General features: G+C 71.3%; 18 protein-coding genes. 10 read left to right on the forward strand and 8 right to left on the reverse strand.

Going from position 1 to position 20,385, the window contains the following annotated elements; translation table 11 throughout:
• Positions 1-53: 53 nt before the first annotated feature.
• A complete protein-coding gene (locus tag NDW01_RS38160) occupies positions 54-2,435 on the forward strand; it encodes a RelA/SpoT family protein (RefSeq protein ID WP_406567798.1) in 2,382 nt (793 codons plus the stop codon).
• Positions 2,436-2,615: 180 nt separating this feature from the next.
• On the opposite strand, the gene NDW01_RS38165 is transcribed toward NDW01_RS38160, so the two are convergent.
• Both NDW01_RS38165 and NDW01_RS38170 read right to left on the reverse strand, forming a co-directional pair.
• On the reverse strand, positions 2,616-3,845 hold the full coding sequence (locus NDW01_RS38165; RefSeq protein WP_252829270.1) for a DUF349 domain-containing protein: 1,230 nt from the start codon (positions 3,843-3,845) through the stop codon (positions 2,616-2,618).
• A 212-nt stretch (positions 3,846-4,057) separates the two neighbouring features.
• On the reverse strand, positions 4,058-4,894 hold the full coding sequence (locus NDW01_RS38170) for a peptidylprolyl isomerase (RefSeq protein ID WP_252783304.1): 837 nt from the start codon (positions 4,892-4,894) through the stop codon (positions 4,058-4,060).
• 249 nt (positions 4,895-5,143) lie between these two features.
• Here NDW01_RS38170 and NDW01_RS38175 point away from each other — a divergent pair, with 249 nt between their 5' ends.
• Genes NDW01_RS38175 through aspS form a run of 3 tightly spaced genes read left to right on the forward strand, consistent with a single transcriptional unit; the run spans position 5,144 to position 8,893 of the window.
• Complete coding sequence (locus NDW01_RS38175) at positions 5,144-5,827, forward strand: MBL fold metallo-hydrolase (RefSeq protein WP_252829271.1); 684 nt, start codon at positions 5,144-5,146, stop codon at positions 5,825-5,827.
• Positions 5,828-5,837: 10 nt separating this feature from the next.
• Entirely contained in the window at positions 5,838-7,106 is a 1,269-nt protein-coding gene (gene hisS / locus NDW01_RS38180; protein ID WP_252829272.1) for a histidine--tRNA ligase, read from the forward strand.
• Positions 7,103-8,893, forward strand: coding sequence for an aspartate--tRNA ligase (gene aspS / locus NDW01_RS38185; RefSeq protein WP_252829273.1), 1,791 nt, complete (start codon positions 7,103-7,105; stop codon positions 8,891-8,893). The genes hisS and aspS overlap by 4 nt, the downstream gene beginning before the upstream one ends.
• 43 nt (positions 8,894-8,936) lie before the next feature.
• On the opposite strand, the gene NDW01_RS38190 is transcribed toward aspS, so the two are convergent.
• From NDW01_RS38190 to NDW01_RS38200, 4 genes are all read right to left on the reverse strand, one after another.
• Positions 8,937-9,200: a DUF4253 domain-containing protein gene (locus tag NDW01_RS38190; RefSeq protein WP_252829274.1), complete on the reverse strand. Its 264-nt coding sequence runs from the start codon at positions 9,198-9,200 to the stop codon at positions 8,937-8,939.
• Positions 9,125-9,763 (reverse strand): DUF4253 domain-containing protein, encoded by a 639-nt coding sequence (locus tag NDW01_RS38195; protein ID WP_252829275.1) that lies wholly within the window; start codon positions 9,761-9,763, stop codon positions 9,125-9,127. The genes NDW01_RS38190 and NDW01_RS38195 overlap by 76 nt, the downstream gene beginning before the upstream one ends.
• A 123-nt stretch (positions 9,764-9,886) precedes the next feature.
• On the reverse strand, positions 9,887-10,003 hold the full coding sequence (locus tag NDW01_RS44565) for a DUF397 domain-containing protein (RefSeq protein WP_406567799.1): 117 nt from the start codon (positions 10,001-10,003) through the stop codon (positions 9,887-9,889).
• 19 nt (positions 10,004-10,022) lie between these two features.
• Positions 10,023-10,877 carry a helix-turn-helix domain-containing protein gene (locus NDW01_RS38200; protein ID WP_252829276.1) on the reverse strand — a complete coding sequence of 285 codons (855 nt, stop codon included), beginning with the start codon at positions 10,875-10,877 and terminating at the stop codon, positions 10,023-10,025.
• A 268-nt stretch (positions 10,878-11,145) separates the two neighbouring features.
• Here NDW01_RS38200 and NDW01_RS38205 point away from each other — a divergent pair, with 268 nt between their 5' ends.
• The 3 genes from NDW01_RS38205 (at position 11,146) to NDW01_RS38215 (ending at position 13,511) form a co-directional block, all read left to right on the forward strand.
• Entirely contained in the window at positions 11,146-11,529 is a 384-nt protein-coding gene (locus NDW01_RS38205; RefSeq protein ID WP_252829277.1) for an ATP-binding protein, read from the forward strand.
• Between the two features lie 71 nt (positions 11,530-11,600).
• Positions 11,601-12,194 carry a DUF4291 domain-containing protein gene (locus NDW01_RS38210; protein WP_252829278.1) on the forward strand — a complete coding sequence of 198 codons (594 nt, stop codon included), beginning with the start codon at positions 11,601-11,603 and terminating at the stop codon, positions 12,192-12,194.
• Positions 12,195-12,281: 87 nt separating this feature from the next.
• Positions 12,282-13,511 (forward strand): cytochrome P450, encoded by a 1,230-nt coding sequence (locus tag NDW01_RS38215; RefSeq protein ID WP_252829279.1) that lies wholly within the window; start codon positions 12,282-12,284, stop codon positions 13,509-13,511.
• A 102-nt stretch (positions 13,512-13,613) separates the two neighbouring features.
• On the opposite strand, the gene NDW01_RS38220 is transcribed toward NDW01_RS38215, so the two are convergent.
• Together NDW01_RS38220 and NDW01_RS38225 are read right to left on the reverse strand one after the other, a co-directional pair.
• On the reverse strand, positions 13,614-14,837 hold the full coding sequence (locus NDW01_RS38220) for an NAD(P)/FAD-dependent oxidoreductase (RefSeq protein ID WP_252829280.1): 1,224 nt from the start codon (positions 14,835-14,837) through the stop codon (positions 13,614-13,616).
• Between the two features lie 158 nt (positions 14,838-14,995).
• Entirely contained in the window at positions 14,996-16,105 is a 1,110-nt protein-coding gene (locus NDW01_RS38225; RefSeq protein ID WP_252829281.1) for a LacI family DNA-binding transcriptional regulator, read from the reverse strand.
• A gap of 257 nt (positions 16,106-16,362) precedes the next feature.
• Between NDW01_RS38225 and NDW01_RS38230 the strand changes: the two genes are divergently transcribed.
• The 3 genes from NDW01_RS38230 to NDW01_RS38240 are packed head-to-tail and all read left to right on the forward strand — an operon-like array spanning position 16,363 to position 20,374.
• Entirely contained in the window at positions 16,363-17,391 is a 1,029-nt protein-coding gene (locus NDW01_RS38230; protein ID WP_252829283.1) for an SIS domain-containing protein, read from the forward strand.
• Positions 17,391-18,305: a PfkB family carbohydrate kinase gene (locus tag NDW01_RS38235; RefSeq protein WP_252829285.1), complete on the forward strand. Its 915-nt coding sequence runs from the start codon at positions 17,391-17,393 to the stop codon at positions 18,303-18,305. The genes NDW01_RS38230 and NDW01_RS38235 overlap by 1 nt, the downstream gene beginning before the upstream one ends.
• Positions 18,302-20,374 (forward strand): hydantoinase/oxoprolinase family protein, encoded by a 2,073-nt coding sequence (locus NDW01_RS38240; protein ID WP_252829287.1) that lies wholly within the window; start codon positions 18,302-18,304, stop codon positions 20,372-20,374. The genes NDW01_RS38235 and NDW01_RS38240 overlap by 4 nt, the downstream gene beginning before the upstream one ends.
• The last annotated feature ends 11 nt before the right edge of the window (positions 20,375-20,385 follow it).

Genomic DNA, 20,385 nt, shown 5'->3' on the forward strand with positions numbered 1-20,385 from the left:
TGGAAAACGACAACGGATAAACTGTGGTTCCGACGCATGATTTGGGAGGCTGAGTGCCCGGTGAGGTGGTCTCGTCCGACGCGGTGGCCGATGCCGCGCTGACCTCGCGGGCCCAGGCAGAGCCCCCATCGCCGGCGGCGCCTGCCGATCCCCCCGAGCCGAAGCCGGACGACGGCGACGCGACGCCATCCAGCGCGGCCGCGCCGTCCGCCGCCCGCGTACGCAGACGGCTCGCACGGCTCGGCGCCCAGCGTGGTCCAATGATGAATCCCGTACTCGAACCTTTGATCAAGACGCTCCGGAACACCCATCCGAAGGCGGATGTGCGTACCGTCGAGCGCGCCTACGACGTCGCCGCCCACCACCATCGCCACCAGAAGCGCAAGAGTGGCGATCCCTACATCACCCATCCCCTCGCCGTCGCGACGATCCTGGCCGAGCTGGGGATGAACACCGAGGTGCTGTGCGCCGCGCTGCTGCACGACACCGTCGAGGACACGCCCTACACCCTGGACCAGCTCCGGGACGACTTCGGCGACGTGATCGCCGCCCTGGTCGACGGCGTCACCAAGCTCGACAAGGTCAAGTACGGTGAGGCGGCCGAGGCCGAGACCGTCCGGAAGATGGTCGTGGCGATGTCCCGCGACATCCGGGTGCTGGTCATCAAGCTGTCGGACCGGCTGCACAACATGCGCACCCTGCGCTACCTGCCCCGGCCGAAGCAGGAGCGCAAGGCCCGCGAGACCCTGGAGATCTTCGCGCCGCTCGCGCATCGCCTGGGCATGAACACCCTGAAATGGGAGCTGGAGGACCTGGCCTTCCAGACGCTGTATCCCAAGCGGTTCGACGAGATCGCCCGGCTGGTGTCCGAGCGCGCCCCCCGGCGCGACGTCTACCTCCAGGACGTGATCGCGAACGTCTCGGCCGACCTTCGCGAGGCCAAGATCAAGGCGACCGTCAAGGGCCGGCCGAAGCACTATTACTCGATCTACCAGAAGATGATCGCCCGCGAGGTCGGCTTCGAGGAGATCTACGACCTCGTCGGCATCCGCGTGCTCGTTGACACCGTCCGCGACTGCTACGCCACACTCGGCACGATCCACGCGCGATGGAATCCGGTCCCCGGCCGGTTCAAGGACTACATCGCGATGCCGAAGTTCAACATGTACCAGTCGCTGCACACGACGGTGATCGGCCCGGAGGGCAAGCCCGTCGAGCTGCAGATCCGCACCCGTGCCATGCACAACCGCGCGGAGTACGGCATCGCGGCCCACTGGAAGTACAAGGAGGAGACGGTCGGCGGCGGGTCGCCCGCCAAGACGGGCGACATGGCCTGGCTCCGGCAGCTCCTCGACTGGCAGAAGGAGACCACCGACCCGGCGGAGTTCCTGGAGTCGCTGCGCTTCGACCTGTCGGTCTCGGAGGTCTTCGTCTTCACCCCGAAGGGGCAGGTCCTCGCCCTTCCGCAGGGCGCGACGCCGGTCGACTTCGCGTACGCCATCCACACCGAGGTCGGGCACCGTACGATCGGCGCCCGGGTCAACGGCCGGCTCGTGCCGCTGGAGTCGACCCTCGACAACGGCGACACGGTGGAGATCTTCACCTCCAAGTCGCCCGACGCCGGGCCCAGCCGCGACTGGCTCAACTTCGTCAAGAGCGCCCGCGCCCGCAACAAGATCAAGCACTGGTTCTCCAAGGAGCGCCGCGAGACCGCGATCGAGCAGGGCAAGGACGCCCTCGCCCGGGCGATGCGCAAGCAGAACCTCCCGCTGCAGCGCCTGCTGTCCGGGGAGGCGCTGGTGGCGCTGGCGCACGACCTGCGTTACTCCGACGTCTCGGCGCTGTACGCCGCGATCGGCGAGAGCCACCTGTCCGCGCAGAGCGTGGTGAGCAAGCTCGTCGACTCCCTCGGCGGGGTGGAGAGCGCCGCCGAGGACCTTGACGAGACCGTCATCCCGACCAAAAAGCGGCGGTCCAGGCCCGCGGGTGACCCGGGCGTGGTCGTCGCCGGTGACCCGGACGTGTGGGTCCGCCTGTCGCGGTGCTGCACGCCGGTTCCGGGCGATGAGATCGTCGGGTTCGTCACCCGCGGCAACGGGGTCTCGGTGCACCGGGAGGACTGCGTCAACGTCGCGAACCTCCGCACTCAGCCCGACCGCATGGTCGACGTCAAGTGGTCGCCGGGGGAGGACTCGGTCTTCCTGGTGGCCATCCAGGTCGAGGCGCTGGACCGCACCCGCCTGCTGTCCGACATCACGCGGGTGCTGTCGGACCAGCACGTGAACATCCTGTCGGCCTCCGTCGCCACCAACCGCGACCGGGTCGCGATCAGCAGGTTCAGCTTCGAGATGGGCGATCCGAAGCACCTGGGCCACGTCCTGAAGGCCGTCCGCAACGTCGACGGCGTCTACGACGTCTACCGCGTCACCAACTGAGGCGAAGGCGGTCGACCGCGCGGCGCCCGAGGCGAGAGCGACCCCGCCGAGGCGCTCGAACCGTCCGCCGCATCGTCGGTCGAGGCGAGAGCGCGCCTGCCGGGTCACCGGTCGTGGCGAGAACGACGGAAAGGGCCCGGTCTCCAGGGGAGACCGGGCCCTTTCGGCGTGATCGCGTGCTCAGGAGAACTCGGCGAGGGTGCGCTCGGCCTCCTGCAGCCAGGCGCGGCGTGCCGTCAGGGCCTCCTCGGCGTCCCTGACGTCCTTGTCGCGCCCGCCGCTGCGCGCCTTGTCCAGGCGTGCCTCCAGCTGCTCTATGGAGGACCGCAGCTGCGAGACGGTCGCCTCGGCGCGTGCCCGGGCCTCCGGGTTGGTGCGCCGCCACTCCGACTCCTCGGCGGAGCGTACGGCCTCCTCGATCCGGCGCAGCCGGCCCTCGAGCTGGTCACGGGAGTCGCGCGGCACCATCCCGATGGACTCCCAGCGCTCCTGGACCGTGCGCAGCATCTGGCGGGCGGTGCGCACGTCCCGTACGGGCAGGATGCGCTCGGCGTCCTCCAGGACCTTCTCCTTGGCCTCGGCGTTCTGCCGGAACTCGGCGTCGCGCTCGGCGAAGGCGGCGGAGCGGGCGGCGAAGAAGACGTCCTGGGCGCCCTTGAACCGCGCCCACAGCTCGTCCTCGACCTCGCGGGACGCACGGCCGGCCATCTTCCAGCGGCGCATCAGGTCGCGGTAGGCGGCGGCGGTCGGGCCCCAGTCGTTGGAGTCGCTCAGCGCCTCGGCCTCGGCGACCAGCTGCTCCTTCTCCTGGCGGGCGCTCTCCCGCTCCTCCTCCAGGTTGGAGAAGTACGCCTTGCGGCGCTTGGTGAAGGAGTTGCGCGCGGTCGACAGGCGCTTCCACAGCGCCGTCTCGGTCGGCCGGTCGACGCGCTCGGCGGCCTTCCACTCCTCGACGAGCTGGCGGAGGCGCTCACCACCGTTCTTCCAGTGCGTCTCCTCGGCGGCGATCCGCTCGGCCTCGGCGACGATGCGCTCCTTGACCTCGCGGGCGTGACCGCGGGCCTGGTCCCGGGCGACCTTGATCTCCTCGCGGCGGCGGCCGAGCAGCCCGGTGAGGCCGTCCAGCCGCCGTGCCAGGCTGTCGAGATCACCCACCGCGTGGGCCTCGGTCACCGACTCGCGGAGCCGGGCGATGCTGTGCTCGGCCTGCGCGGGCGCCAGGTCCGTCGTCTTGATCCGCTGCTCGAGCAGGTCGATCTCGGTGACCAGCGCGTCGTACTTGCGCCGGAAGTACGCGAGGGCCTCTTCGGGCGCGCCGGCCTGCCAGGAGCCGACGGTGCGCTCGCCCTCGGCGGTCTTGACGTAGACGGTGCCGTTCTCATCGACACGGCCCCAGGGATCAGCGGTCACCGTGGCCCTCCCGGTCGTGGAGCGTGCCCGCCATGAGCGGCCGGGCGGTCCGGGCGGAGCCGTCTCCGCCTCCCCGGCGCCGGATTCCCCAAGGATCGGTGGCGCTGCACACCGTTGCCTCCTGTATCAAGGCCCGGGCCGTTCGTCGGGCGCCGGACCCACCGTGACGACCTCGGGAGCCGTACTCCCGCAGGCCACCCTAACCTTCCCCATTACCCCATCTTCGCGACGGTGAGGTGTTTTATTTCAATTTTCTTCTTTGGGGCGGTCATCCCGGACTGCGGGTCGGGAGCGGTCGCTCCGGCCTTGGCGACCGAGTCGACGACGTCCAGCCCCTGCGTGATCTCTCCGAAGACGGTGTAGTCGGCGGGCAGCTGGGCGTCGCCGTACATGATGAAGAACTGGCTGCCGTTGCTGTTCGGCTGGCTGCTGTGCGCCATGGCGATCATGCCGCGCTTGTAGGTCGCCTGCCCGGACGACCCGGCCTTGGGGACGTTCTCGTTGCCGAAGCCGTACTTCGGGCCGCCGCTGCCGGTGCCGGTCGGGTCGCCGCACTGCAGCACCTTGATGCCGGTGTCCAGACGGTGGCACTTGGTGTTGTCGAAGAAGTTCTTGGACGCGAGGTACTTGAACGAGTTGACGGTGCAGGAGGCCTTGGTGCCGTCCAGCTTCGCGACGATCTTGCCCTGGTCGGTGTCGATCGTCATGTCGTACGTGCCCTTGACCGGCTTGACCGGCGGCGTGCCGACGTCCTTGGCGTTCGGGGAGTCCGTCAGCGGCTGGTAGGCGCATTCGCCGGGCTTCGCCGAGACGGTCGGCTGCGCGCTGGCCGATTTCGACGCGGACGCGGCGGCCGTCGGAGTGGTCTTCTTGTCCGACTTGTTCATCGCGAACGCGATGGCACCGCTTCCACCGGCGATCACTGCCACGGCGGCGACCGTGCCGATGATCTTTATCCTGCGTGCTCGCGCCCGCCGGGCCGCACGGCGCTGCATCTGGCGCTCGTAGCGCTGCCGGGCCAGCTGCTTCTTGCGGTCTTTACCCGCCACCGGTGTCGCACCTCATCGAATCGCGTCATGAACAGGGAAACGTGCTGCGCATCGTAGCGGTCCTGGCCGGTATTTTCCTGAGTGGCCCACAGAGGCCAGGCAAATCGGTCCAAGACCGGACACCTCGCGGCGCTCCCGCAGGTCCTTCGCGGACGCCCTTCGACGCTGCCGCGTATGTCGTTCGCGGTCGGCCGCGTGCCGCCGGTACGCTCAAGCTGCCGGAAGCAGGCGCCTTAAGAGAGGACGATCGTGCTCATCGCCGGGTTCCCCGCCGGGTCCTTCGCCACGAACTGCTATGTCGTGGCACCCGCGGCGGGGGAGGAATGCGTGATCATCGACCCTGGCCAGGACGCCGAGTCCGGGGTCGAGGACCTCCTCCGCGAGCACCGGCTCAAGCCGGTCGCCGTGATGCTCACGCACGGTCACATCGACCATATCTGGTCGGTCGCACCGGTCTGCGGCGCGCGCGACGTCCCCGCGTACATCCACCCGGACGACCGGGAGTTGCTGGCCGACCCGGCCAAGGGCTTCCCGCTCGGCGTCGGGCAGCAGCTGCTGGGCGGGCTCACGTTCAGCGAGCCCGACGACGTACGGGAGCTCGCCGACGGCGCGACGCTGACGCTGGCGGGGCTGGAGCTGATCGTCGAGCACGCCCCGGGCCATACGCCCGGGTCGGTGACCTTCCGGCTCGCGGACCAGCAGGTGATCTTCTCCGGTGACCTGCTGTTCGCGGGCTCGATCGGCCGCACCGACCTGCCGGGCGGCGACTACCCGGCGATTCTGGAGAGCCTGGCGCGCGTGTGCCTGCCGCTCCCGGACGAGACCACCGTGCTGCCCGGCCACGGCACGCAGACCACGATCGGCCACGAGCGGGCGACCAATCCGTTCCTGAAGGACATCGCCCCGATCGACGGCCCGCACAGGGGACTTTGACACCACCACCATGAGCTCGAACTTCCAGGCCCCCCGAGGGGTCAGCGAATATTTCCCGCCGCGCTCGGCGACCTTCCTCGCCGCCCGCGACGCGTTCGCCGCGGCCGCGACGCGCGCCGGCTACTCCTATCTCGAACTCCCGGTCTTCGAGGAGACCCGCCTGTTCGCGCGGGGCGTCGGCGAGTCGACCGACGTCGTCACCAAGGAGATGTACACCTTCGAGGACCGCGGCGGCCGGTCGCTCACGCTGCGCCCGGAGTTCACCGTCGGCGTGCTCCGGTCGGTGCTCCAGCACGGCCTCAACAAGGGCGAGCTGCCGGTCAAGGTCTGGGCCGTCGGCCCGGCGTTCCGCTACGAGCGGGCGCAGAAGGGCCGCTACCGCCAGTTCTACCAGGTCGACCTGGAGGCGATCGGGTCGGAGGACCCGGCCGTCGACGTCGAGACGATCGCCCTCGCCTGGGACTTCTACCGCGACCTCGGACTCACCCGCCTGTCCCTGCACCTGAACTCCCTGGGCTGCCGGGAGTGCCGCCCGGTCTACCGCGCGGCGCTGCAGGAGTTCCTGCGCGGACTCGACCTGGACGAGGACACCCGCAACCGGGTCGAGATCAACCCGCTGCGGGTGCTGGACGACAAGCGGCCGGAGGTGCGCGCCCAGCTCGAGGGCGCCCCGCTCGTCACCGATCACCTGTGCGGGGCCTGCAAGGCGCACCACGACCGGGTCCGCGAGCTGCTCGCCGACCTGTCCATCCCGTGGGTCGACGACCCGCGCCTCGTGCGCGGCCTCGACTACTACACCCGCACGACGTACGAGTTCGACCACCCGCTGCTCGGCGCGCAGTCCGGCATCGGCGGCGGCGGCCGCTACGACGGCCTGTCCGAGGACATCGGCGGCCCGCCGCTGCCCGGCATCGGCTTCGGCCTCGGCCTCGACCGTACGGTCCTGGCCATGGAGGCCGAAGAGGTCGCCGCGGTCACCGCCCCGACGGTCGACGTGTACGGCGTGCCGCTGGGCGAGGAGGCCGAGCGTAAGATCTTCGGTCTGATCGCCGAGCTGCGCCGTTCGGGTGTCGCCGCCGACATGTCCTACGACGGCAAGAAGCTCAAGGGCGCGATGCGAGGGGCCGGCCGGTCCGGGGCGGCGTACGCCGTCATCCTCGGCGAGCGAGATCTCGCCGCCGGATCCGCCCAGGTCAAGGACCTGGCCAGCGGCGACCAGGTCGCCGTGCCGCTCGCCGAGCTCGTGACGACGTTGAAAGAAAGGCTTGCTGAGAGATGATCCGCACACACGAGGCGGGCTCGCTGCGCCGGGACCACGCCGGGCAGCAGGTCGTGCTGGCCGGCTGGGTGGCGCGCCGCCGCGACCACGGAGGCGTCACCTTCATCGACCTGCGCGACGCCTCCGGCGTCGCCCAGGTCGTGTTCCGCGAGGAGGACACGGCGCACGACCTGCGCTCGGAGTTCTGCGTCAAGATCACCGGTGAGGTCCGCGTACGCCCCGAGGGCAACGAGAACCCCGACCTGCCGACCGGCGAGATCGAGGTCGTCGCCTCCGACATCGAGGTGCTCAGCGAGGCCGCGCCGCTGCCGTTCCCGATCGAGACGGACGCCAACGTCAACGAGGAGGTGCGCCTCAAGCACCGCTACCTCGACATCCGCCGCGAGGCCCTCTCGCGCTCGCTGCGCATCCGCTCCCAGGGCTCCTACATCGTCCACGACGTCATGCGGCAGCACGGGTTCGTCAACGTCGAGACGCCGACGTTCACCAGCTCCACGCCGGAGGGCGCCCGCGACTTCCTCGTCCCCGTACGCCTCAAGCCGGGCCACTGGTACGCCCTGCCGCAGTCGCCGCAGCTGTACAAGCAGCTGCTGATGGTCGCGGGCATGGAGCGCTACTACCAGCTCGCCCGCTGCTACCGCGACGAGGACTTCCGCGCCGACCGGCAGCCGGAGTTCACCCAGATCGACATCGAGATGAGCTTCGTCGAGCAGGAGGACGTCCTCCAGGTCGCCGAGGACCTCGTCGGACGGCTCTGGAAGGACATCGTCGGCTACGAGATCCCGCGCCCGATCCCGCGGATGACCTACGCCGACGCCCTCAGCAAGTACGGTTCGGACAAGCCGGACCTGCGGTTCGGCAACGAGCTCGTCGACATGACCGAGTACTTCGCCGGCACGTCGTTCCGCGTGTTCCAGGCGCCGTACGTCGGCGCGGTCGTCATGCCGGGCGGCGCCTCCCAGACCCGCAAGGAGCTGGACGGCTGGCAGGACTGGGCCAAGTCGCGCGGCGCGAAGGGCCTGGCGTACGTCCTCGTGCAGGAGGACGGCACCCTGGGCGGCCCCGTCGCCAAGAACATCTCCGAGGAGGAGCGGGCCGGCCTGGCCGCCGAGGTCGGCGCCAAGCCCGGCGACGCGGTCTTCTTCGGCGCGGGCAAGCCGCACGCCACCCGCGAGTTGCTCGGCGCGGCCCGCCTGGAGATCGGCCGCCGTTGCGGCCTGATCGACGAGTCCGCGTGGGCGTTCACGTGGGTCGTCGACGCGCCCATGTTCGAGGAGACCGACGAGGGCGGCTGGACCTCCGTCCACCACCCGTTCACCTCGCCGAAGCCCGAATGGGTCGACTCCTTCCACGACAAGCCGGGCGAGGCGCTCGCCAACGCGTACGACATCGTCTGCAACGGCAACGAGATCGGCGGCGGCTCGATCCGTATCCACCGCGGCGACGTGCAGCAGCGGGTCTTCGAGACGCTCGGCCTCGAGCGCGAGGAGGCCCAGGAGAAGTTCGGCTACCTGCTCGAGGCGTTCAAGTACGGCGCGCCGCCGCACGGCGGCATCGCCTTCGGCTGGGACCGCGTCGTCATGCTGCTGGCCGGCCGCGACACGATCCGCGACGTGATCGCCTTCCCGAAGGCCGCGTCCGGCTTCGACCCGCTGACCGGCGCGCCCACGCCGATCACCGAGGAGCAGCGCAAGGAGGCGGGCATCGACGTCCGCCCGGAGGACGAGAAGCCCGCCGAGCCGAACGAGCCCGGCCACATCGTCCGCCCCTCCACCGAGAAGTACTGAGGGCCGGGACGGCGGGGATCCCCGAATGGGATCCCCGCCGTCGTCAGTCCCACCAGAAGCTCCACCGGGGCGCGGTGACGAGCTTCTCGGCGTACGTCGCGAAGACGACGAAGAAGTCCTGCTCGATGTTGTCCGGGCAGACGAGGTAGTGCTCCAGCGCGAGCCGGTCCGCCTCCTCCGGGCACGGGGGAGCGGCGACCGACACATGGACGGTGCCCCCGTCGACGGCGATCAGCCGGGTGCCGAAGCGCTCCTCCAGGACCGGATCACCGCCCAGAGGTGATCCACGTCCACGTGGTTGTTGCATCCGCAGAAGCCGATGGTCAGCAGGACGTCCGCGCTCCGTTCCACGGGGACGAGAGCAAGACGGCGCGGCTGTCCGTCCTGCGCGAGCTCGGCCGCCATGGCGGCGGCATGGTCGCCCACGTCGCGGGTCGGTGTCGACCCGGCGGCCAGACCCGGCCAGGTAGCGAACGGCGGCCCCGGATCATCGGGCCAGGGCTCCACGTCCTCGGGGATCTCGAGCGGGGGAGCGGCATCCCACTCCGCCTTCTGCCGTACGTAGCGCTCCCACTCCTGCCGGAAGTAGGCCGTCACGTCGAACGCCGAGTCGTCCAAGGGGCCTTCGCCCGGGTACCAGATGTCCTCGTAGAACATCAGGAACACCGGAAACAGCCCGGTCTCGGCCCGCTGCGCTTCGAGACGGCGCCACCACGCGGCCGCGTGCTCCAGGGGTTCGTCACTGACCCAGAGCGCGGGTGCGTCGCTGTGCTTGTCGGACGAGTAGCAGTCGGCCGCGGAGACGAGGCGCCCCGCGGGCAGGTCGGCGGGCAGCCGGGCGAAGGCGTCCGTAGAGGATCTTTCAGTCACGCGGCCGACTGTAGGAACCGCCGCCGACAAGATCGGCCGTACCGAACGCTCGGCAAAGGCCCCACGGGCGCGGAGTTCAAAGGGCAGGCGACGTGTCCGCGCGGCGTTCACCGAGCGTTTGTCTCAGCGCAGCGGCTCCCACCCCGCGCTGATGACCAGGGCGACTTCCACGCACGCGCCATCACCGCTGCTGCGGGCGCTTTTACGCCAGAGAGTGGGGGGCAGGTCGGCAAAGTCCATGAGCCCGAGTTCCTTTCGTCTATCCGCCCTCCGCGAGCTTCGTGATCAGGCGGACCGAGTCTTCCGGACTGAGTGCGATCGCACGGAGGTACTCGAAAATCACGGTATACCGGTCGATATCGGCGGGCCCGTCCAAGAAGAGATCGCCGGCCATCGAATCGATGTAGACGACATCCGGGAGTTCCACCTGACCGAAATTGAGGACATGGAACGACCCGAGCATGCCCGGGTGGGCTCCTGCCTCGAATGGGAGAACCTGGAGAGTGATGTTGGGCTTGTTCGCCACTTCGGTCAGGCGAAGCATCTGCTCCCGCATGACCTCATTACCACCGACGCGGTGCCGGAGGGCGCCTTCGCCCACGATGGCCCAGAGACGTATCGGGGTCTCTCTGGTGAGGACCTCCTGGCGGCGCAGCCGTACCTCGACGCGGCTGTCGACCTCGGCGAGGGTCGCCTCCGGCAGGACTCCACGGATGATGGCGCGCGCGTAGCCCTCGGTCTGGAGAAGTCCCGGCACGAATGACGATTCGTAGTTCAGGACGGAGCGGGCCTCGTCTTCCAGTTCGACGTACGTCGTGAGGCGTTCGGGGAGGTCGGCGTCGATGGTCTCCAGCCAGCCGCGCTGGTCGGACTCGCGGAGCAGCGTGAGCAGGTAGGCGGCGCGCTCGCTGTTCACGCCGTAGAGATCGAGCAGGGCCCGCAGCGTCCGGACCTGGGGACGGCTGAGCGCGTTCTCCACGCGGTAGAGCGTCGCCTGGTTGATCGACGTGCGTTCGAAGACCTCGTCCTGGGTCAGTCCCGACTCTTCTCGTCTGCGCCGCATCTCGGCGGCGAGACGGCGCAACCGAAGCGTGGGGCGTCGGCGGTTATGCATCGATCGTCCTCTTTCTCCACCCAGCGAAAGTGAAATCGCTGGTCAAGGCGGACATCTGGCGCTGTACGGAATTTGCGGGGCATGCGTTCGCACGCCTTGCGCTTTAAACGGCGGCGAGCGCATCCTTGCGGAGAGTTTTCCATCAACTGCGATCTGTAGCGAGTCGATCCAGAGAAGGAGAGCCCGATGACAGAGGCCCGCACCGAGCGGCGCTCATGACCAGGCGGCTGGTGGGGCCGGCGGCGGACCGGCTCGAGGCGGCGCCCCGATGAGGCGCGCCCTCGGGCGTACGAATCTTCGCAGCGCGCCGGAATCCGTGGCCGAGGCGCGGTGCTGGCTCGCCGGCCTGCTCGGCCGCGATCACCGGGCCTTTCGTGACATCGAGCTCATGACCAGCGAGCTCGTCACCAACGCCATCAAGTACGCCGACTCGGCGGGCGTCTTCCTCATCGTGGACGAGGTCGACGAGAATCGAATCCGGGTGGAGGTCGTCGACGGCGGCCATCCGGTGAACAAGCCCCATTTCGGGGACGGAACATCGGACTTCGCCGAGGGCGGGCGCGGCCTGCACATCGTCCGGATGCTCGCCGCCGACTCCGGGACAGGCGGTGACGCATGCGGGAGGACGGTCTGGTTCGAGGTGACCTTCTGAGCGGCGGACGCCCGGCCGGCCGCTCGAAAATCGGTTGATCCTGGTTAGCGCGTTGGAGATCGTGAGATCTCATGCGCACGTATGAGATCAGGGCCGATCACGATCAGGCGTCGATCGTCGTCTACCAGGCGTACCGGCCGGAGATCGGGCGGCCGGCGGCCGAGCAGGGGCGGTTCGTGCCGCCGTTCTCGCGGACGCGCATGACCTGGATCAAGCCGTCGTTCCTGTGGATGATGGCGCGCAGTGACTGGGGGCGCAAGCCGGGCCAGGAGGTCATCCTGGCCGTCCGCATCAGCCGGAAGGGCTGGGAGGAGGCGCTGTCGCAGGCGGTGCTGACCCACGCCGACCGGCGGCTCTACCGCGACAGCGCCGAATGGCGCGCGGCGTTCAAGCACGCCCGTGTCCGCGTCCAGTGGGATCCAGAGCGGACGCTGCGCGGGCAGCAGCTCGATGTTCGCAGCATCCAGGTCGGCCTCAGCCGGCACGTGATCGACCGGTACGCGGACGAGTGGATCCGCGACATCCAGGACGTGACTCCGCTCGTGCGGAAGATCCAGCGGCTGGTCCACGATGGCGAGACGACGAAGGCCAAGGCCCTCCTCCCGGCCGAGCGCGTCTATCCCCTCGACCCGGACCTCGCCCGGCGCATCGGCGCGGATGTCTGAGACTCCCGTCTATTGCGTCGGCTCGCCGGATGAGACAACGTCTGAAGGACGGACGCTACCCAGGCAGACCGGCGATGCGAGGTTGCGATGCCCGCGAGCACGACGCCCGCCACGTACGATCCGTTCGACGAGGCGTTCCAGATCGATCCGTACCCGGCGTACCGGGAGCTGCGCGACCACGATCCGGTGCACCGGCACTCCGAGCCGCCTTTCTGGGCGCTGTCCCGCTTCGACGACATCTGGAACGCCGTACGGGACAACGAGCGCTTCTCCTCGGCGCAAGGGTTGACCTTCCACCCGGACGAGATCGGCACCCTGGGCCTGGCGCCGACGATCGTGATGCTCGACCCGCCCCGGCACGGGCGCCTGCGCGCACTGATCGGCAAAGGCTTCACACCACGTCGCGTCGCCGCGCTGGAGGACCTGATCCGGGCGTTCGCGCGGACGCGCATCGCCGAGCTGGAGCGCAAGGCGGCCGACGGTGAGCCGATCGACCTGCACCGGGACTTCTCCTCGCCGATCCCGACCTTCGTCGTGGCGCACCTGCTCGGCGTGCCGGAACGGGACCGCGCCCGCTTCGACCCGTGGGTCTCCGCGCTGACCGGGCTGCAGGACGGCGGGTTCCGGCTGGAGGAGTCCGCCGCGGTCAGTGCCGTGGCCGAGATGTTCGAGTACTTCTCCGAGGTGATCAGTGCCCGCCGCCGCGACCCCGGCGACGACCTCGTCAGCGCGCTCATCAGGGCCGAGGTGGACGAGGAGCGCCTGACCGACTGGGACATCCTCGGCTTCTGCTTCGTCATGGTCGCCGGCGGCAACGACACCACCGGCAACCTCATCTCCCACGGCGTCATGCTGCTCGACGTCCATCGCGACCAGCGCGAACGCCTGGTCGCCGACCCCGCGCTGATCCCGAACGCGCTGCTGGAGTTCCTCCGTCTGGAGGGCTCGGTGCAGGGGCTGGCGCGCACCACGCTTTGCCCGGTGACGCTGCACGGGGTGGAGATCCCGGCGGGGGAGAAGGTCATGATGCTGTACGGCGCGGCCAACCGCGACGAGCGCGAGTTCGGGCCCACCGCCGACCGGCTGGACATCACCCGCGAGATACCCCGGCACCTCGGCTTCTCCAGCGGCGTGCACTTCTGCATCGGCTCGCACCTGGCGCAGCTGCAGGCGCGGGTGGCCTTCGAGGAGCTCCTCGCCCGCCAGCCCACGGTCGGAGTCGACCTCGCCGGGGCACGCCGGTTGCGCTCGGCCTTCACCCGTGGCTGGGTGAGCCTGCCGGCCACGGGCGTACGCCCACACCGGCAGGGCCGCTGACGCGCATCTCGACCGAAAGGCCGGAGCCCCGGCCAGAGGCCGCCGCCACCGGGTCCGGCCACCCGAAGTCCCGACCGGCCGCCTGGCCGCGGGTCACGGACGTCAGGACGCCGCGCGGCCGGATTCCTCGGTGAAGCGCTCGAGCCGGTAGGGCTCCAGCTCCGGCAGCCGAACGTCCTCCAGCAGCTCCCGGCTCACGAGCTCGGCGAGGCGCGCCGCGAGGGTGACGCCGCTGTGCGTCACCACGACGTACAGGCCGGGGACGGCGCCGACCGCTCCGGCCACCGGCATGCCGTCGGCCGGCATCGGCCGCACGCACACCCGGTACTCCTGCACACGGGCCTCGCGCAGGCTCGGCACGACGAGCCGGGCCCGCTCCAGGAGCGTGTCCGCGAGGTCCCGCAGGACGGGCTCGGGAGTGTGCAGGTCCGCCGTGACGTCCCCGGCCTCCAGGTGCACCGTGTGCGGGCCGTGCGGGCGCAGGTGCACGCCGGGCGTGTGCAGGACCCGGGTCGGCGGGACGTCGACCGGGCCGACCCGCACCACGAACCCCGGCGCGGTCGAGCCCGGCGGCTCCGGATCGACGATCGGGACGCGGATCCCCGCCATCGCGGCGACCGCGGGAGTCCAGCGCCCGGCGCAGCAGACGACGACGTCGGCGGGGATGAGGTCGCCCGCGGCGGTGCGCACCCCGGTGATCCGGTCACCGGGGCCCTCCGCTCCGGTGACCTGCCCCGCCTCGCCTGCGCGCTCGGTCTGACCGCCCCGCGCGGCATCGCCGGCGCGCTGGAGTCCGGTGACCCGCCCGGCGTCGCCGGTGCGCACCCGCGCCCCGCGCCGGCGGGCCCGCGCCACCAGCCGCTCCACCAGAGGCTCGGTCAGCAGGTAGCCCTCCTCCGGGAACCAGGCGAAGGACAGGTCCCGCGCCGGCGTGTCCGGCAGGCGCAGGGCGGGTTCGATCCCGGCCGCCTCATCCCGGTCGACCAGGCGCGCCGCGTACCCCCACGCTCGCGCCCGGGTCACCGTGGCCTCCAGCCGGTCCCGTCGCCCGGCGTCGGCGACCTCCAGGTTGCCGACCGGCCGGTACCAGGCGGGGCCGGCCAGCTCGGCGGCAAGGCGAGCCCAGGCGCGCATGCCGTCCGCGTTGAGCCGGTGATAGCCCTCCGGTGTCTTGGCGGCGGCGTTGAGCCAGGCGAGGCTCCACCTGCTGGTCGCCCGGCCGGGCCGGTCCTGCTCCAGGAGGGTCACCGACGCGCCTTCTCCGGCGAGCCGGTCCGCCAGGGCCGCTCCCACGATCCCGCCGCCGATCACCGCGTACCGAAGCATGCTCCACCCGTTTCCTTCCGCTCGACGCCTCTGGTCTCCGGCGGCCATGAGCCGCCCGCCAGACGCCTCTGGTCTCCGGCCGTCATGCGCCGCCCGCCAGACGCCTCCGGTGCCCGGCCGTCACGCGCCACTCGCCAGACGCCTCCGGTGCCCGGCCGTCACGCGCCACTCGCCGGGGCGGGCGCGGTCGAGGCCCTGCGCACCAGCTTCGCCTGGAGCCGCAGGTGCACGGCCTCGTCATCCGCCGGGCCGCCGCCCTCGCGTTGTGCCTGCACGCGCGCGAGCAACTGCTTCGCGGCGGCGGCTCCGAGCTCGCGATGGGGCTGCCGGACCACCGTGAGCTGGGGACGTACCAGAGTCGTCCACTCCTGGTCGTCGAAGCCGACCAGGGAGATCTCCTCGGGGCAGGCGCGGCCGCTGCGCTGCACCGCCGCGAGGGCGCCCGAGGTGAGGATGTTGTCGGTGCAGAAGAGGGCGGTGACGGACGGGTTGCGGCGCAGCAGCCGGGCGGTGGCCCGTTCGGCGGCGGCCCGGTCGTACGGGGCCTGCACCACGAGGTCGGGATCCGGCCGGATACCGGCGCGCTGGAGAGCGGAGAGGTAGCCGGCGAGCCGGGCGGCGCTGGGCCGCTCCCCGTCGCCGTCCACGGAGGGGTCGAGCAGCCGGGAGAAGTCGCGTGACGCCTCGCTGACCACCGCGATGCGGCGGTGGCCCAGGCGGATCAGGTGGTCGACGGCCCTGCGGGCGCAGGCGGTGTTGTTGACGAGCACCTGGTCGACCTGGGGGAGGGCCGGCAGCGGGCGGTCCAGGAGGACGACCGGGAGGCCGCCGTCGACCAGGGTGCGCAGCCGCCCGGCGCTGTCCGGCCCCTCGGGCGCGATGATCAGGCCGTCGACCCGCTTCTCCCACATGACCTGGATGGCGCGCTGCTCGGCCTCGGGGTCGGAGTCGGTGTTGGCGAGGAGGATCTCGAAGCCGCCGGCCCGCACCACGTCGGCGATGCCCCGTACGGCCTGGGCGAAGAAGGAGTTGCCGACGTCGGTGACGATGACGCCGATCGTCTCGGTCGAGCCCTGGATGAGGCTTCGGGCGAGCCCGTTGGGCCGGTATCCGAGCCGCTGGGCGGCCTCTTCCACCTTCTTCCGGGAGGCCGCGCTGGCCTGGCCGTATCCGCCGAGGACCCGGCCGGCCGTGGCGGTGGAGACCCCTGCGGCCCGTGCGACCTCGACGATGCTCGGCGGCCCGCCGGTCTGCCCCTTGCTGTGCACGTGGCTGCCCCTGCTCTCCAGACGTCGTTCCCCGGGAGACGCCGCCCACTGGGCGTGACTCCCGAGGGTCTCCGCGGCCGCGGACCCTTGACACCAGTCTAGATCCGCTGAGAAGGTTCTCAGCACTGCGACTGAGAACCTTCTCAGTCCGTACTGAGAACCTTCTCACCCGTTAACCGCGAAGCCACACCGGCCCCGTACGGCGTTCGCCGTCCCGGGCCGTACGTGAACCCGTTCGTACGAGGAGATCCCCCGAAATGCTGGACGTCGCCGTCGACCCGATCCCGCTGTCCGACGACCTGACCCCCACCCTCGAGCACACCGTCGCCCAGGCCGGCAAGGCGCGCGACCTGGCCGCCCGCCTGGTGGGGGAGGGGCTGAAGACGGCGTACTTCATCGGCTGCGGCGGTTCCTACTACTCGACCTTCCCCGCCCAGGACCTCATGGAGAGCGTCACCGGCGCGGTCGTGTCGCACCGGATGACCGCCGCGGAACTGATCCACCGCCCCCTCGCCGGGCTCGACCGGACCTCTCTCGTCGTCGCCTCCTCCCACTCCGGCGCCACCCCCGAGACGCTGGAGGCCGTGCGGGTGGCGAAGAAGGCGGGCGCGACCGTGGCCGGCATCGCCCGGGCCGGCGACTCACCGCTCGCCGACGAGGCCGACGTGCTCTTCGACTACCCGAGCGACGTCACCGTCACCGAGCCCAAGGCCATCCACTTCACGCAGGTGGCCCTCGCCCTCCTGGAGGCGACCGGATCCCTGCGGGACGCCGAACAGGCCTGGCGGGCCGTCGCCGCCGTACCGGAGGCGCTCACGGACGCCAAGCGGGAGGTCGCCTCCCTCGGGGCACGGGTCGGCGCCCAGTGGCGCGACGCCGAACTGGTGTACGTGCTCGCCGCCGGCCCGAACTTCGGCGCCGCGAACGCCCTGGCCGCCTGCTACCTGCAGGAGATGAACTGGCTGCACGCGTCGGCGGTCCACGCCGGGGACTTCTTCCACGGCCCGTTCGAGATCGTCGGCGACCACCCCGTGCTGGTGCTGGTGGGCGAGGACGCCACCCGGCCGATGGGCGAGCGGGCGGTGGCCTTCGCCGAGCGCTACTACCGCACCTGGTCCGTGCTGGATTCGAAGGACTTCGCCCTGCCGGGCGTGCCGCAGGAGCAGCGCGGTCTGATCAGTCCGCTCGCCGTGGCGAGCGCCTCCCGCCGGCTGCTCGACTTCTGCGCCGCCGAGCGCGGCCACAACACCGCCCAGCGCCGGTACATGTACCGGGTCGAGTACTGATGCGGCTGATCGGCATCGGCGACAACGTGGTCGACCGTTATCCTGACCTGGGAACGATGTTCCCCGGCGGCAACGCGGTCAACGTCGCGGTCTACGCTCGGCGCGCCGGTGCCCGCGCCGCCTATCTGGGGGTGACCGGAGACGACGCCGCCGGCCGGGCCGTGCGCGCGGCGCTGCGCGCGGAGGACGTCGACACCGGCGAGGTGCGGACCGCGTCCGGTCCGAACGCCTGGGCCCAGATCGGCCTGGTCGACGGCGACCGGGTCTTCGAGGGCGCGTCCGACGGCGTCTCCCGCTTCCGGCTGACGGACGCGGAGATCGCCGGCCTGGCCGCCCATGACATCGTGCATACCGCCTACAGCGGCTCGCTGATCGAGCAGGTTCCGCGGATCGCCCGGCGGACCCGGGTGTCGTTCGACTTCTCCCAGCAGCGTGACGCGCCCTGGGCCCCGGACCTGGTGCCCCACCTGTACCTCGCCGCGTTCTCCGGAGCGGGCCTGGACGACGGGGAGGTGCGCGGGCTGCTGGCCGAGGCCGTGGCCCGCGGCGCGGGCTGGGCCCTGGTCACCCGGGGCCGCGACGGGGCGTGGCTGAGCGACGGCGCCACCGTGTGGCGGCAGCCGGCGCGGCCGGTGGAGGTCGTGGACAGTCTCGGCGCGGGAGACGCGTTCATCGGCACGCTGCTGGTGGCGCTCGCCGGCGGCGGGGATCCGACGCCGGGCCTGGCCGCCGCGGCGGCGGCGGCGGCGCGCGCCTGCGAGGAGCACGGCGGGTTCGGTCACGGCGTCCCCCTGGAACCGCCCGAGCCGCCCGGTCCCGTCCGCCCGCCGCGCCCGGCCGCGCGGACGCCCGGGATCGGGCCGGCCCCGGACGACCGCACCCCCCACGCGAGCACCATCGGAGGAACGACATGACACTGCGCATCGGCGTCGACACCGGAGGCACCTTCACCGACGTCGTCGCCTATGACGAGGTGACGGGGACCGTGCACGTGCGGAAGGTCTCCAGCACTCCGCAGGACCCCGGGCTGGCCATCGTCGAGGGCGTACGCCAGATCCTGGAGCAGGCCGGCGACCGGTCCATGGCCGAGGTGTCGTACTTCGCGCACGGCACGACCGTGGGCACCAACGCGCTGCTCACCGGCCACGGCGTGCGGACCGCCGTGATCACCACTCGTGGCTTCCGCGACCTGCTGGAACTGGGCCGCGGCCGCCGCCCGCGCCTGTACGACCTGCAGGCCGACAAGCCCGCCCCGTTCGCGCCGCGCGACCTGCGGCTGGAGGTCACCGAGCGGGTCCGGCACGACGGCCGGGTGGAGACGCCGCTGGACGAGCAGGACGTACGGGCCGCCGCCAAGGTGCTGCGCGAACGGGACGTCCGGGCCGTGGCGGTCTGCCTGCTCTACAGTTTCCTTCACCCCGAGCACGAGGAGCGGATCGGGGAGATCCTCGCCGAGGAACTGCCCGGCGCGTACGTGTCGCTGTCCAGCCGGGTGCTGCCGGAGTTCCGCGAGTACGAGCGGCTGTCCACCGTGGCCACCAACGCCTACGTCGGCCCGATCGTCGCCGACTACCTGGCCGGCCTGCGCCGGCGGCTGGCGGAGCAGGGCCTGGCCGTGGTCCCGCACGTCACCCAGTCCAACGGCGGCATCATCCCGTTCGAGGCGGCCGAGGCACTGCCGGTGCGCATGGTCCTGTCCGGCCCGAGCACCGGCGTGGTCGGAGCGGCCGGCATCTGCGCCGCCGCCGGGCACCCCGACATCATCACCTTCGACATGGGCGGCACGTCCTCCGACGTGTCCCTGGTGCAGGGTGGCGAGCCGAAGGTCACCACCGGCATGGAGCTGGACGGCCGGCCGATCCGCAGCCCGATGCTCGACATTCACACGGTCGGCGCCGGTGGCGGCTCCCTGGCCTGGGTGGACGCCGGCGGTCACCTCAAGGTCGGCCCGGCCAGCGCGGGCGCCGACCCGGGCCCCGCCTGCTACGGCAGGGGCGCCGAGGCGTCGGTGACCGACGCCAACGTGGTGCTGCACGTCCTCAACCCCGAGTACCTCCTGGACGGCCGGAAACGGATCGACGAGGGCGCCGCCCGTGCGGCCGTCGAGCGGATCGCGGCCCGCGTCGGCCTGGGCACCGAGGAGACCGCCCAGGGCATCCTGCGCGTGGTCACCGCGAACATGGCCCGCGCGATCCGCGTCATCTCGGTGCAGCGCGGCTACGACCCCCGTGACTACACCCTGGTGCCCTTCGGTGGCGCGGGACCGCTGCACGCCTCCCGGCTCGCCCGCGAGCTGGGGATGCGCACCGTGCTGATCCCGCCGACGCCGGGCGCGCAGTCCGCCCTCGGCCTGCTCATGACCGACGTGCGCGCGGACTTCTCACGTACGCGCATCCAGCCGCTGGACGAGGACTCCGCCGGGCGGCTCGGCGCGGTGTACGCCGAGCTCGCCGCCGAGGCGCGCGCCTGGTTCGACGACGAGCGCATCCCCGCGGCGGACCGTACCCTGCAGCGCGCCGCCGAGCTGCGCTACGTCGGACAGAACTACGAGATCGCAGTGCCCGTGCCCGACGGCGAGCTGGACGCGGCCGCCGTACGCGGCGTGCTCGACGCCTTCGCCGCCGAGCACGAGCGCATGTACGGCTACTCCTCCGCCGAGGAGCCCGTCCAGATCGTCACCTTCCGGGTCCAGGGCGTGGGCGCGGTCCCGAAGGCCGCGCCGGCCCGGCAGGAGCCGGCCGGTGCGGACGCCTCCGCCGCGGTCGCCGGCAGCCGTGAGGTGTACCTGCCGGAGCTGGGCGGCTTCACGCCCGTCCCCATCTACCGGCGCGACCGGCTGCGCCCCGGCAACCGCGTCACGGGACCGGCCGTGGTCGAGCAGATGGACACCACGACCCTCCTGCTGCCCGGCGACACCCTCACGGTCGACGAGCACTCCAACCTCGTCGTCGCCATCGCCGAGCCCGTCGCCGCCACGGCCTGACCCGACCCGCC

The organism is Actinoallomurus soli (assembly GCF_024055715.1).
GTDB lineage: Bacteria > Actinomycetota > Actinomycetes > Streptosporangiales > Streptosporangiaceae > Actinoallomurus > Actinoallomurus soli.

Bases quoted from the DNA above. Each gene is read 5' to 3' on its own strand.
- aspS (WP_252829273.1), top strand. From the start codon at position 7,103: ATGATCCGCACACACGAGGCGGGCTCGCTGCGCCGGGACCACGCCGGG.
- NDW01_RS38220 (WP_252829280.1), bottom strand. From the start codon at position 14,837: ATGCTTCGGTACGCGGTGATCGGCGGCGGGATCGTGGGAGCGGCCCTG.
- NDW01_RS38210 (WP_252829278.1), top strand. From the start codon at position 11,601: ATGCGCACGTATGAGATCAGGGCCGATCACGATCAGGCGTCGATCGTC.
- NDW01_RS38215 (WP_252829279.1), top strand. From the start codon at position 12,282: ATGCCCGCGAGCACGACGCCCGCCACGTACGATCCGTTCGACGAGGCG.
- NDW01_RS38235 (WP_252829285.1), top strand. From the start codon at position 17,391: ATGCGGCTGATCGGCATCGGCGACAACGTGGTCGACCGTTATCCTGAC.
- NDW01_RS38205 (WP_252829277.1), top strand. From the start codon at position 11,146: ATGAGGCGCGCCCTCGGGCGTACGAATCTTCGCAGCGCGCCGGAATCC.
- NDW01_RS38200 (WP_252829276.1), bottom strand. From the start codon at position 10,877: ATGCATAACCGCCGACGCCCCACGCTTCGGTTGCGCCGTCTCGCCGCC.
- NDW01_RS44565 (WP_406567799.1), bottom strand. From the start codon at position 10,003: ATGGACTTTGCCGACCTGCCCCCCACTCTCTGGCGTAAAAGCGCCCGC.
- NDW01_RS38190 (WP_252829274.1), bottom strand. From the start codon at position 9,200: ATGCAACAACCACGTGGACGTGGATCACCTCTGGGCGGTGATCCGGTC.
- NDW01_RS38240 (WP_252829287.1), top strand. From the start codon at position 18,302: ATGACACTGCGCATCGGCGTCGACACCGGAGGCACCTTCACCGACGTC.
- hisS (WP_252829272.1), top strand. From the start codon at position 5,838: ATGAGCTCGAACTTCCAGGCCCCCCGAGGGGTCAGCGAATATTTCCCG.
- NDW01_RS38230 (WP_252829283.1), top strand. From the start codon at position 16,363: ATGCTGGACGTCGCCGTCGACCCGATCCCGCTGTCCGACGACCTGACC.